Genomic DNA, 13,871 nt, shown 5'->3' on the forward strand with positions numbered 1-13,871 from the left:
AGAGTAGTATGGTAGGTGGAGAGAAGCATTAATACCTCTGCTGTTGGATGTTAATAGTTGAGTTGTCAGGTATTAATAGCTGAGCGGATAGGTATTAATAGTTGAGATAATGGGTATTAATAGTTTGAGACAATGAGTATTAATAGCTGATAAATGGGATATTAATATAACAACGACAAATGAAATAAAATAGGGAACTATGGTAAAAAGTGTACGTTTTCTTCTTCTCCTGATAGCATTTGTCTCCATGCAGATAGTTGCATGGGGACAGCCGCAGGAAAGACTGGTTCAAGTGCAGGTCACTCCAGACCACACCAATTGGCTGTATAAACCGGGAGAAAAAGTGAAATTCAAAGTAGTGGTATTGAAATGCAATATCCCACAGGATAATCTGGAAGTACGTTATGAGATTTCGGAAGACATGATGAAACCTCATCAGACAGGCAAACAGCCTTTGAAGAATGAAAAGCTTGAAATTAACGCAGGGACTATGAAAAAAGAAGGGTTCCTGCGTTGCCGTGCTTTTGTCACTTGCCAAGGGCGTGAGTATGAAGGCGTGGCTACCGTCGGCTTTTCTCCTGAAAAATTGCAACCGACCACTCCGTTGCCCGTCGACTTTCTGGAATTTTGGAAAAGTACCAAAGAAGCCGCTGAAAAGTGGGCACTGGAACCGATAATGACTTTACTGCCAGAAAGGTGCACGGATAAGGTGAACGTATATCATGTCTCCTTTGCGAACAATGACTATGCGTCCCGTATGTACGGCATCCTTTGTGTTCCGAAGGCTTCCGGGGAATATCCGGCGATTCTGAAAGTGCCGGGCGCAGGCATCCGTGCCTATAACGGAGAAGCCGAACGTGCCGGAAAAGGTTTTATTATTCTGGAAATCGGTATCCACGGCATTCCGGTCAACCTGACGGGAGATGTGTATCACCGGCTTTATAACGGTGCTTTGAAGAATTACCACTCGTTCAATATGGACAATCGGGACAAGTACTATTACAAACGGGTTTATACAGGCTGTGTGAGAGCCATTGATTTCATTTACACACTTCCCGAATTTAACGGTAATCTGGCGACTTTTGGAGGAAGCCAGGGCGGTGCGCTTTCCATTGTAATTGCCGGACTGGATGCTCGTGTCAAGGGATTGGTTTCTTTCTATCCTGCTTTGTGTGATATGGCGGGTTATGCCCACGGTCGTGCAGGCGGTTGGCCGCATCTGTTTAAGGATGAGAAGAACCGGACACCGGAAAAGATTAAAACCATTCAGTATTTTGATGTAGTCAACTTTGCCCGTCAGGTTAAAGTGCCGGGATTTTATATCTTCGGATATAATGACAGAGTTTGTCCGCCTACCACCACTTACTCCACTTATAACGTGATTAATGCTCCAAAAGAACTGTTTGTAGCTGAAACGACCGCTCACTATGCCTATGCCGAACAGTGGAGCGCAGCCTGGAACTGGGTAATGAATTTCCTAAAAAATAAATCGAAATAGGCACGGATTACACGGATTAACACTGTTGTTTTACCTATTCTATTCTAAAAGCCGTGTAATCCGTGCCTGAACTTATTATATACACTAATTATAACAACATACTTAAATGAAAACAGGTGAGAAATTAAGTCTATGTCTATTGTTGCTAATCGCTTTTGCCGGAAGCGTTGCGGCACAGGAGCTGATAACGAATGTATATGGTCGCAACATCCATTCGCTGAATGGTAAATGGAATGCCATCATCGACCTGTACGACCAGGGACAACGGATGAAAATCTATGAAAACCGGCAACCGGAAGGAAATATTGATTTCTACGAATATGCGTTTGAAGGCGGGTTGCGTCTTAATGTTCCGGGAGACTGGAACTCTCAATCACCCGAATTGAAGTATTACGAAGGCACTGTATGGTATGCCCGTCACTTTGATGCCAAACGCTTGGCAGACAAACGCCAGTTCCTTTATTTCGGTGCTGTCAGCTATCGTAGCAAAGTCTACCTGAACGGAAAAGAGATAGCAGAGCACGAAGGCGGTTTTACTCCTTTCCAAGTGGAAGTGACAGACCTGTTGAAAGACGGTGACAACTTCTTGGCGGTAGAAGTGAACAACCGCCGTACCAAAGACGCCATTCCCGCTATGGCATTCGACTGGTGGAACTATGGCGGCATCACAAGAGATGTATTGCTGGTGAAAACTCCCCGGACATTTATAAAAGATTATTTCATCCAATTGGATAAAAACACTCCAGACCGCATCATCGCCCGCGTGCGTCTTTCTGATAAAAAGGCTGGTGAGAAAGTAACAGTTGCCATCCCCGAACTCAAAATCAACGCGGAGCTCACCACCGACGCAGAAGGAAAGGCGGAAACCGTATTGAATGCGAAGAGGCTGCAACGCTGGTCGCCGGAAGAACCGAAACTCTATGGCGTGACTGTATCTTCAAGTGCCGACCGTGTGGAAGAGCAAATCGGCTTCCGCAATATCACCGTGAAAGGAACTGATATTTACCTGAACGGGAAGCCGACATTTATGTGCTGTATCTCTTTTCACGAAGAAATCCCGCAACGTATGGGACGTGCTTTCTCGGAAGCCGATGCGGCCATGTTGCTGAATGAAGCGAAAGCGCTTGGCGTGAACATGATTCGCCTGGCTCATTATCCGCAGAATGAGTACACGGTACGCCTGGCGGAAAAGATGGGCTTCCTTCTCTGGCAGGAGATTCCCATTTGGCAAGGCATTGACTTTACAGACAATGATACCCGTAAGAAAGCGCAGAGGATGCTTTCTGAAATGATTAAGCGTGATCAGAACCGCTGCGCGGTAGGTTATTGGGGTGTCGCCAATGAAACACAGCCTTCCAAAGAACGGAATGAATTCCTTACTTCCCTGCTCGAAACGGGAAAGCAACTGGACACTACCCGCCTGTATGTTGCCGCTTTCGACCTTGTGCACTTCAATAGCGAAAAACAGCGTTTTGTAATGGAAGATTCTTTTACTTCCCAACTGGACGTCGTAGCTATCAATAAATATATGGGCTGGTATCATCCGTGGCCTGTGGAACCGAAAGACGCTATATGGGAAGTAGTGACGGACAAACCGTTGATTATCTCGGAATTTGGCGGCGAAGCATTGTACGGTCAGTCCGGTGATGAGAACGTAGTCAGCTCTTGGAGTGAAGAATACCAGGCACGCTTGTACAGAGACAATATCCGTATGTTCGACAATATCCCGAACCTGCGTGGCGTATCTCCCTGGATTCTGTTCGACTTCCGTTCCCCATTCCGTTTCCACCCCACCAATCAGGATGGCTGGAACCGCAAAGGGCTCATATCCGACCAAGGTATGCGTAAGAAAGCGTGGTATCTGATGAGAGATTATTACATGAAAAAGAGAAATAACCGATAAGTTTAGTTATATTTGAATGTGATGAAGCAATATAAGATTGTAGTGATTTGTATGTGCATACTGCTCCTTCTTGCCGGAGGAGTGTATGCGCAGCAAAAAACGGTCAGGATACTTGCCATCGGCAACAGCTTCTCCCAAGATGCCGTGGAGCAATATCTGCATGAACTTGCCGAAGCCGAAGGCATTTCAACCATAATCGGCAATATGTTTATTGGCGGCTGTTCCCTGGAACGTCATGTGAAAAATGCCCGTGACAATGCTCCTGCCTATGCCTACCGGAAAATCGGTACAGATGGAAAAAAACGGGAAAAGGGTAAGATGTCTTTGGAAACGGTGCTTGCAGATGAAGACTGGGATTACGTCAGCCTGCAACAGGCAAGTCCTTTTTCGGGAATGTATGAGACGTATGAAGCTTCTCTTCCCGAGCTCATAGAATATGTAAAAGCACGCCTTCCAAAGAAAACAAAGCTGATGCTGCACCAAACCTGGGCGTATGCATCTACTTCCAGGCATAGTGGATTTAAAAACTACAACTGCAATCAACTCACCATGTATCAGGCTATTGCCGATGCAGTGAAGAAAGCGGCTAAGGCGAATAAGATAAAGATTGTCATCCCTTCGGGCACTGCCATACAAAATGCGCGCACCTCTTTCATCGGCGACCACCTGAATCGGGACGGCTATCATCTGGATGTGAAGATTGGACGTTATACCGCTGCCTGTACCTGGTTCGAACGCATCTTCAAACACAATGTAGTCGGGAATCCTTATACCCCGGAAGGGCTGGATGAGGCACGAAAAGCTGTTGCTCAGAAAGCTGCCCATGCAGCAGTAAAGCATCCGTATAAGGTAACCGATCTGTCTATTACTAACTAACAATGGACATTGCCGCCCGTCTTGCAGCAGAATCCATGGTATTATAGATGACTTGATTCAAATGTAAATGCAGCACACCAAAGGCGATTTGATTGCTCGTGGCAACCCGATGGTGTACTGCATTTATTTTTCGTATATTGTATGGTTTACTCCATTAAGAACTGGCGTATAGAACAATGGCGTATACCCTCGTAGCTATTTCCGCTGAATGTATCTTCTGTTACCACTATTTTGGGATAGTTGTCCTGTATCTTTAGCAGGTTTCCAAATTCTCTTTCTGCTGTCTTGTCGCTATCTATTTTTAAAGCGACCTGTATATATAGTTTTTCTCCATTCTTTTCTCCGACAAAGTCAATTTCCTTATCTCCGTAATAGCCAACCTTAATATCGTAACTTTTGTATAAAAGGTGGTTATACACTAGATTTTCCAATATTTTGGCTTTGTCTGTAATGCGATATCCGATGACAATGTTCCGGATTCCCATATTTTCGAAATAATATTTCTCTCCTATCTCAAATACGCGTTTCCCAATTAAATCATACCGCTCTACTCGGTGGATAAGGAAAGCATTGTTTAAATATTCTGTATAGCTTTGTATTTGGTTTACTGATATGGCGGTATGTTGTGATTTTAAATAATCACTGATATTCTTTGCCGAGAAGAGATTGCCTATGTTTTCGGATAAAAATTGAATCAGTTTCTCAAGGAACAAAGTATTGCGTAACTTGTATCTACTGACAACATCACGAAATACAATCGTGGAATATACACTCTTCAAATATTCATTGACTGTTTCATCTTCGAGAGGTAGATTTAATAAATAGGGAAGTCCGCCATAACGGCTATATAATTCGTAACTCGTTTCACTTTCAGTTAATCCGTGGAATTCAAGAAACTCAGAATAGGAGAGACTATATATTTTGAATTCGATATATCTGCCACTTAAATAAGTGGCGAGTTCTCCTGAAAGCATCTTGGCGTTACTACCTGTAATGTATATATCATTATCTTCATTGAGTAGGAGCGAACGGATGACTTTTTCAAACCCGGGAATATCTTGTATTTCATCGATAAAGATATAATTCTTAACTTTTTCTTTGCTATGAGAAATGATGTACGAGTGTAAATCTTCTGCTGTTTGTAGAGAACTGAATGTAAAATCTTCAAGATTGACATAGATAATATTCGCATCCGGTTCTTCTGCTAAAATTTCTTCAATAAGTTGGTAAAGGAGGAAACTTTTGCCTACACGGCGTTGCCCTGTTAACACCTTGGCTACTGATTTTTGCATAAAAGGTTTTATTCGGTCAATATAACCTTTTCTTTTTTTGAGGATTCGAGGAAAGTTCATGGGCCTGAAAGTTTTAATTATACCTTAAACTTTCGGAGATTTAATGGAATGTTTTAATCAAAACCCTCTTATTGAACTTTCATGCTATAATCCGCTTTCAGCCGTTTCTGCTTTATCTGTAAACGCTTTGCTGGAAGGAGATAGCGGCTGAAACCGGAAAATATCATCCCTTGCAGGAAGGTACTGTAGGCAAGGGGGAGTGCTTTCAGCGCATTCAGCTTTTCAGGCTTACTAGTAGAGCTATATATTCAGCGTGATGGGTATATATACTCACCATGCTGAATATACATGTCCACCAAGCGGGATCTATAGATCCACCACGTGGGCAAAAGTGAGGTGAAATGTGGGCTTATGGCTGCTTGCGCGTGGGCTCGAACACGCCAGCACGTGGGCTGAACAAAACAGAGCCTGTATTTGGGTAAAACAGAGGCTCTGTTACAATGAAATGCAGGCTCCGTTTTGTTACAACAGAGCCTCTGTTGAAAGTAAATATGGCAAAAGGAACTGGAGTTAAACACTTTTGCTTTCAGGAGTGCTTTCAGCAAAAATCACCGATGAAAAGGGGCTTTTTTAAAGAACTGAAGGCTGAAGGCGGTTTTTATTCTAATAGTTAGTAAGGAATTTGACTGTAACAAGAAAGGGAATCAAGTTTCTTTCTCCATCTTTTATTTTTCATTGCAACAAAAGCATGCTTTCTTATAGGGAATCAGTCCTTTTTACAGTTGAATTCTGAAGGCAGGCATCCGAACTCTTCTTTGAAATATTTAGCGAATTGTTTGGGTGACAGTCCCACTTGATAAGCTATTTGAGAAATGCTTTCCTGACTCTGTTCTAATAATTGCTTTCCTCTTTTTATGCGCAAGACACGGATAAATTCAAGAGGGGACTTGCCTGTTATCGTCATTAGTTTTTTGTATAAGTGACCACGACTCATTCCGACAGTCATGCTTAGGTCTTCGACAGAGAAATCTGTATTGTCCATATTCTCTTCCACTGCTTGTATGGCTCGCTCAATAAGCCTTTCATCAATAGTGCTGATGGTAATCTCGGCAGGAGACACTTCAACTTTTCCGAATCGTTGATGGTTGCGGCTACTCCATTCTAACAGCTTTTGGATACGGAGTAGAAGAATATCCAGATTGAAAGGCTTGGTTATATAGTCATCGGCACCTTCACGCAATCCTTCCAGCATATGTTCCTGGGCGGTTCGTGCAGTTAGTAAAATAACAGGGATATGTGAGTAACGGAAGTCTCCCTTTATCTTATTACATAGCTCCAGTCCGTTCATTATCGGCATACGGACATCGCTTATCACAAGGCTGATATCATGCAGGGCCAATATCTCCATTGCTTTTTCACCTTGTTCGGCCTCATAAACAGTAAATCGGTCTTTCAGGCAGTCAACAATGAATTGTCGGAAATCTTCGTTGTCCTCCACAATAAGTAATGAACGACCTGTTGGCGTTTTTGCTTGCTCCGGTTCTTCCTGTATGTCTGGTCTTTCAGTTGGCGTTGCCGTGGGATTTATGTTCTTGCATTCATGTCGTATGGGGAACATAAATTCAAAGATAGTACCTTGGGGATGATTATCGCGAATTTGAATGTCGCCATTATGGAGAGTAACATATTCTTTGACTATATGCATGCCTATGCCACTGCCGATATAATCAGTGGATGAGTGCTCTTCTTGATAGAAACGGTCGAATATTTTAGCTTTGTTTTCTTCACGTATCCCGATTCCGGTATCCGCCACTTGGATGCAGGCATATTCTCTTTCATCTTTTATGATACGATCCAGCACTACGTTCACGCTTCCGTGATTCACGTTGTATTTGAATGCGTTCGATAATAGATTAAGCATTATGCGCTGCATTTTATTCTTATCAAAGTCTGTTTCCAGATTATCGGTTTTCAATGAAAGGCTGAAGGCAATATTCTTTTTGTCGCCGTACGAATAGAAAGAATCACATACTTCTTTGATGAAATCTGCCAAATCACCGTGGGAAGGATTGAGTTGGGCTTTACCATTATCCAGCCGACGTAAATCAAGCAGTTGGTTGATAACGTCCAGGAGTGCCAATGCATTGCGATGAATCAACTTCAATTCCTTTTTTATGTCTTGTGCCGTATTAGTAGCCAATATTTGCTCAAGAGGAGTGATGATAAGTGACAAAGGAGTGCGCAGGTCATGGCTTACATTAGTGAAAAAGCGTAATTTGGCTTCGTCAATTTCATGCTGCTGCACCGTTTCCATATCACGTTTTTGTTGAAGCAATAATCGACGGTGTTTCCGTTTCATGTGGATAAAGATAAGTGATATGGCACTCACCAACAGTAATGCATAGATGCTATAAGCTATATTAGAAAGCCAGAATGGCGGATACACATTGATGGAAAGTGTAGCACTTGCATCGTTTTCATAATCATGAACCTTCATTACCCGTACTTGAAGTTGATAAGTTCCGGGAGCCAGTTTATTGAAATAAATCCGGTTTCCCTCCAGCTTTGTCCATTCTTCGTTTTTATTGAGTCTGTATTCGTATTGTAGCTTGTGCAGATTGCCATAGTCCATAGCCGAGACTTCCACAGCAAAACTGTTGTCTGAATAGTTCAGGTTGAGGTTGTTAAGCAACTGGATGTTCTTTGTGAGAATGATACGTCCGTTGTGTGCGGGCCTGTTTGCATTGACACACTCATTATCAATATATAAGTCGGTGAATATTACTTGGCGGTCGAAGTAAAACAAGTCATTGCCGCGTGGGATAATTTTTACGTATCCTCCTCCGCCTCCGGCAATTACTTCATTCCTGTGATTGCAGAAGATTGAAAAATTATTGAAAGTAAGGTTACCGATTCCATCCTCTTCATAATAAGGGTGGCAACGGAAGTCGGGCATACTGGTAGCATCGGATTCCACTACTTCCACGTGGGTGATGCCATGGTCTGTAGTGAGCCACATATTGTGAGATGCATCTTCGATAATGGCACGTATATATGAATGGGAAACACCGTTTGCGGTATTCAAATTGATTAACTTATTTTGCTTCGGGCTATACACATTGACCCCTTTCCGTCCGCCTATCCATAGTAGTCCGCGTGAATCTTGATAGATGCAATTGGCGAACTTATCTTGTATCACTTCTTCACCGTCGGCAGTTTGTTCCAATATCGTCATTTCCCGGGTGGAAGTATTCATGTGGTACACTCCGGAACTGGTAGCCACATAAAGAGAATGACCATCAACATATGCCAGGTCGGCAATGTAATTGGTCAGTAAAGTTGAATTACTCATTGTATAATCTTTGAGCATTCCGGAAGGTTCCAGGCAGTAGAGTCCTTGCGAGTAAGTGGCAAACCATAAGTTACCGGCATTATCCTGTGTGATACGACGTATGTATTGAGGCAGTTCCACCGGATTATTTTCCGCCGCTTTGAGCGGAGTGAACTGGCCGTTCTGATAATAAAACGCTCCACCGCCGAAACTTCCCCACCACACTCTGCCTTTGTTGTCATGGAAAGAACAAACAATCAAGTCGGAAGGAATTTCTTTGTTCTTTGATTTATAATAAGTATAGGTGTTTTTATCCTTGTCGTAACTGGCTATGCCTTCACCGTCAAATCCCAGCCATAGTTTGCCCTCTCCGTCTTCGTAGAAACAACTGACATCCTCCAGTTGGGGACAATAATGGTTTTCGAATATCAGATTGTTCAAACCTGAATAGGCTACGCCCTGTTTGCCGGTTCCTATCCATATCACGTCGCGGTTGTCCTTATAGATATAGGTCACGTGATTGTCCGGCAGGGAATATAATTTGTCGACATCCTTGAATAGACGCGTCACCTTGCCCTTTTCTTTATCATACGGGCATATGAATATTCCTCTGCCATCGGTTCCTATCCAGATATTCCCTTTGCCGTCGTCGGTTATTGTGGTAATCATGGTTCGTTCTCTACTGAGTTCCGTTCGGGCGGCAAAGTCAATCCAGTTGTTTTCTGTCAGAGAATAACATTTGACATCCGCGCTGTGCGGGGCGTACACCCAAAGCTGGGAAGAAAAGTCCAGATAAATGTGAGGCACATAAGTGGTATGTATTTCCGTATGAAACAGTTTGGTTATGGATTTATGCATCCAGTCTATGTTAATTACATTTCCATCGGTCATGAGAATGTAACATCTTTTGTTGCGGCATGCCATGTCGGCAATGTTTACGCTGCCCGGAAGTGACTGTTTGTACAGCGTTTCATCGGAGAAGATGTAGTAATACAATGTGTTGTCTGCAACACACCACAGGTTCTTGTCGTCATCTATGAATAATTGCCTGGGGCTTTCAAAGATACCTATCTTGTGCAGAAGAAGCTCCGTTCTGTTATCCAGTTCGTCCATTTCACGGTCATAAAAACAATAGTTAACCGGAGTTTTTATCCATATATTGCCTGCTGCATCTTCTGCTACCCATTCTACGCTATTGTTGTAAGCTCCTTGCCGGAGGGTGGTATAAGTCTTGAAATGATACCCGTCATAGCGGTTCAGGCCATCACGGGTAGCAAACCACATGAACCCATATTTATCCCGTTCTATCGCCTGAATATAATTGTCGGACATGCCTGTTTTTACTCCCAGCTGGTGAAAACTCATTTCGTTTGAAGCGTATGATGCCAGGCTATTCAGCAAGGAGATAAGAAGAAACAAAGGAATTCGTAAGTGTCTTTTCATAATTGTATCTTTTCACGTTGCTAAGTTAAGAATTCCGTTCATAAATCCCTTATCCCGAATGTATCATTTTAGGGGAAGATATGTGTCTTTTGTATCTTTTTCTATCCCGAATCGATTATTCTCCGGTCGGGATACAATTCGGATAGTTTGAAAATCAAATGAGAAATAGGCGGTACTTTTTTATTCGTACATTTGCCACAGTCAAAAGGAAGTCCTTAAATCGACAGAATAAAAACCTATCAAATATTTATATTATGAATCTAAAATCCAGAAAAACAGTATTTATCACAGGGCTCTGCTTGGCATCTCTGGTTAGTGGTGTTCCTCTTCCCGCTAATGCGTCTGCCGACACGACAGCAATGATACAACAGCAATCCGTTAAAATAAAAGGACGGGTGACGGATGCTTCGGGAGAACCGGTGATTGGTGCAAATGTAGTACAGAAAGGTACGACAAACGGAACTATCACTGATTTGAACGGTGATTTTACATTAACCGTTTCGCAAGGGGCGGTTTTACAGGTCAGCTTTATTGGCTATAAGCAGCAGGAAGTATCCTTAAAGAACGGACAGGCCCAGGTGACTGTTGTTCTTAAGGATGATGCGGAACTGCTGGACGAGGTTGTCGTAGTGGGTTATGGTACAATGAAGAAACGTGATTTGAGCGGTGCCGTTTCGCAGATAAAAAGTGACGACCTGATGAAAGGCAATCCTACTGATTTGAGTAAGGGGTTGGCGGGCAAGATTGCCGGTGTGCAGGTGAATCAGAGTGACGGCGCTCCGGGGGGCGGCATCAGTATTCAGATTCGCGGTACGAACTCTTTCTCTACCAACTCACAACCTCTTTATATTGTAGACGGCGTGCCGTTTGATATGGGAGATACCCCAGCCAGTGACACAAATAACAGTCAGAATAAATCAAACCCATTGGCATTTATCAATCCGCACGACATTCAGAGTATTGATGTCTTGAAAGATGCTTCCGCGACTGCCATATATGGTTCCCGTGGGGCGAACGGGGTTGTTATCATAACCACCAAACGAGGTGAGAAGGGAAATGAAAAGGTGGAATTCAGTGCCAACTTTACATTCTCGAAGATAGCGAAACGTATGGATGTGCTCGACGCATTCACTTATGCCAATTATCAAAACGAACAAGTGCTTAATGATTATAAATATAGTAATAAACCTTATGGCAAGCTGCCGTATCCCGGGGCTTGGGAATATCCGGCCTTGCCGGGTGGCGGAAACGATACTTCTGCTGGCAAATACCTGCCGGCACCGGAAGACTTCCTCCGACCGGGTGATTATGTAGATGAATATGGTAACATTTCCTATGTGGGGGTGGCCGACTGGCAGGATTTGATTTATCAGAACGGCTTTTCGCAGGAATATAATATCAGTGTATCGGGCGGTTCGGACAAGGGTTGGCACTCATTCTCCGGTAATTTCCTCAAACAGGACGGTATCATCAAGAATTCCGGTTTTACCCGTTATTCATTACGTTCCAATATAGGCAGGTATATAACCAAATGGTTGGAAATGGGCATGAATACCAGTTTCACACATACTGATACGGATTTCTCGAAGACCAACTCTTCTGATTGTGGTGTTATCCGTTCTGCATTGGTGTTTCCCTCGACGTATGATCCGCAGAAGAATAAGGCGGAAACTGGTGAATTGAGCTGGCTTGCATCTAATCCGTTGGCTTATATAACCAACACAAAAGATAATTTGCGCAGCATAAATGTGTTCAATTCAAGCTATATGGAGGTTAAACTTTTGTCTTTTCTGAAGTTCAGACAGAATTTGGGTATCAGTTATACTAACAATGACCGTGGCATGTACTATGGCCGCGAAACGCAGGAAGGTTCGTCCACTACTAATATCAATGGCAAGGCCGAACAGTCAAGCAACTGGTGGTTGGGAATCACCGCCGAATCACTGCTGACGTTCGATAAGACGTTCGGTATCCATAGCGTTAATGCGGTGGCAGGTTTTACGGCAGAGAAATCCAGTTGGGGAAGCAAAGCAATGTCGGCCACGGGATTTCCCAACGACATCACTCAGGATTTCGATATGAGTTTGGGAGCTAATCCGGGCAAATTGAGGTCTGACAGGGGAGATGCAGCTTTAGCTTCATTCCTGGCACGTGTCAATTACACTCTCATGGATAAATATATCCTTACTGCATCCTGTCGTGCTGACGGTTCGAGTAAGTTTACCGATAAGAACAAGTGGGCTAGTTTCCTTTCTGGAGCTGTTGCATGGCGTATGTCGGAAGAGAAGTTTATCAAAGATTTGGGGATATTCAGTAACTTGAAGTTGCGCCTGAGTTATGGTGAAACGGGTAACCAAGGTATCGGAAGTTATCGTACGCTGCCAATGCTTAATATGGCAAACTATCCTTTTGGCGGGGCTATCAACAGCGGCTTTGCCGAAGTGGACTGGAGAGGCCCGGTTTCCGATGACTTGCGCTGGGAGACGACTGCCCAATATAATGTGGGAATTGATATGGGATTCTTGAATAACCGTATTAACCTGACGGTGGATTATTATCATAAGAAAACACGCGATTTGCTTCAGGATGTGAAAATCCCTTCAAGTACCGGCTTCGGTAGCATGATGGTCAATAGCGGACACATCACTAATGAAGGGCTTGAACTGACCGGTAAGTTCTATGTGTTGCAGAATACACCGCTGAAATGGAATATCGATGCGAATATCTCGTTCAACCGCAACAGGATTGGCGGACTGAAAGCAGACCAGTTTGCGCAGAAATTATGGAGTTCGGCTGATGAGGTGTTCATACAGCGCAACGGTTGTCCTATCGGGGCTATATATGGTTATGTAGAAGATGGATTCTATGATAATCTGGCAGAGGTGATGGCTTCGCCCAGTGCAGATATCCGCGCAAAAGGCGCCGGTATGATTGGTGAAATAAAATACAGGAACTTTGATGATAATCCCGATATTACTTCGGCCGACCGGGTGATTATCGGAGATACGAATCCTGATTTTGTTTATGGACTTACCAGCAACTTCGAGTGGAAGGGCGTTACATTGAGCTTTTTCCTGCAAGGAAGTCAGGGAAACGACATTTTCAATGGCAACCTGATGGATATGAAGATGGGGAATGTGGGTAATATCACCCATGAAGCCTATAATACCCGCTGGACAGAAGCCAATGCCGCCCAGGCAAAGTGGCCGAAAGCCGTTTCGGGCTACGAACGTAATATGCTTATCTCTAACCGTTATGTAGAAGACGGCTCTTACTTGAAGCTGAAAAGCTTGAATATCGGGTATGTCTGGAAACCTAATTTCAAAGGTATCAGCAATGTCAATGTGTATGCCAGCGCAACCAATCTCTTCACCATTACCGGCTATAGCTGGTTCGACCCCGAAGTGAATGCTTTCGGTTCGGATGCCTCCCGGCGTGGTGTTGATGTGTATTCCTATCCCAGCAGCCGCACATTCTCATTGGGCATAAAAGTAGATTTTTAAGATGATAAACAATTAAATGTAACTC

Annotated in this window: 6 protein-coding genes; 4 read left to right on the forward strand and 2 right to left on the reverse strand. The window is 43.6% G+C overall.

Features of this window, described 5'->3' with window-relative positions:
• Nucleotides 1-199 precede the first annotated feature (199 nt).
• The 3 genes from KSX81_RS13610 to KSX81_RS13620 all read left to right on the forward strand — a co-directional run bounded on the left by KSX81_RS13610 (nt 200) and on the right by KSX81_RS13620 (nt 4,277).
• Complete coding sequence (locus KSX81_RS13610; RefSeq protein WP_004296508.1) at nt 200-1,498, forward strand: acetylxylan esterase; 1,299 nt, start codon at nt 200-202, stop codon at nt 1,496-1,498.
• Nucleotides 1,499-1,604: 106 nt separating this feature from the next.
• Complete coding sequence (locus KSX81_RS13615; RefSeq protein ID WP_004296507.1) at nt 1,605-3,401, forward strand: glycoside hydrolase family 2 protein; 1,797 nt, start codon at nt 1,605-1,607, stop codon at nt 3,399-3,401.
• Nucleotides 3,402-3,422: 21 nt separating this feature from the next.
• Nucleotides 3,423-4,277, forward strand: a complete 855-nt coding sequence (locus KSX81_RS13620) for a DUF4886 domain-containing protein (protein WP_004296506.1) — start codon at nt 3,423-3,425, stop codon at nt 4,275-4,277.
• A gap of 146 nt (nt 4,278-4,423) precedes the next feature.
• On the opposite strand, the gene KSX81_RS13625 is transcribed toward KSX81_RS13620, so the two are convergent.
• Complete coding sequence (locus KSX81_RS13625; RefSeq protein WP_217725518.1) at nt 4,424-5,629, reverse strand: ATP-binding protein; 1,206 nt, start codon at nt 5,627-5,629, stop codon at nt 4,424-4,426.
• A 706-nt stretch (nt 5,630-6,335) separates the two neighbouring features.
• Complete coding sequence (locus KSX81_RS13630) at nt 6,336-10,343, reverse strand: hybrid sensor histidine kinase/response regulator transcription factor (protein ID WP_074726655.1); 4,008 nt, start codon at nt 10,341-10,343, stop codon at nt 6,336-6,338.
• Between the two features lie 254 nt (nt 10,344-10,597).
• Here KSX81_RS13630 and KSX81_RS13635 point away from each other — a divergent pair, with 254 nt between their 5' ends.
• Complete coding sequence (locus tag KSX81_RS13635; RefSeq protein ID WP_217725519.1) at nt 10,598-13,846, forward strand: SusC/RagA family TonB-linked outer membrane protein; 3,249 nt, start codon at nt 10,598-10,600, stop codon at nt 13,844-13,846.
• The last annotated feature ends 25 nt before the right edge of the window (nt 13,847-13,871 follow it).

This window comes from Bacteroides sp. MSK.18.37 (genome assembly GCF_019129155.2).
In the GTDB taxonomy this organism is placed as follows: domain Bacteria; phylum Bacteroidota; class Bacteroidia; order Bacteroidales; family Bacteroidaceae; genus Bacteroides; species Bacteroides ovatus.

Excerpts from the sequence above, each read along its gene's own strand:
- KSX81_RS13620 (WP_004296506.1), top strand. The coding sequence starts at position 3,423 with ATGAAGCAATATAAGATTGTAGTGATTTGTATGTGCATACTGCTCCTT.
- KSX81_RS13625 (WP_217725518.1), bottom strand. The coding sequence starts at position 5,629 with ATGAACTTTCCTCGAATCCTCAAAAAAAGAAAAGGTTATATTGACCGA.
- KSX81_RS13610 (WP_004296508.1), top strand. The coding sequence starts at position 200 with ATGGTAAAAAGTGTACGTTTTCTTCTTCTCCTGATAGCATTTGTCTCC.
- KSX81_RS13615 (WP_004296507.1), top strand. The coding sequence starts at position 1,605 with ATGAAAACAGGTGAGAAATTAAGTCTATGTCTATTGTTGCTAATCGCT.
- KSX81_RS13635 (WP_217725519.1), top strand. The coding sequence starts at position 10,598 with ATGAATCTAAAATCCAGAAAAACAGTATTTATCACAGGGCTCTGCTTG.
- KSX81_RS13630 (WP_074726655.1), bottom strand. The coding sequence starts at position 10,343 with ATGAAAAGACACTTACGAATTCCTTTGTTTCTTCTTATCTCCTTGCTG.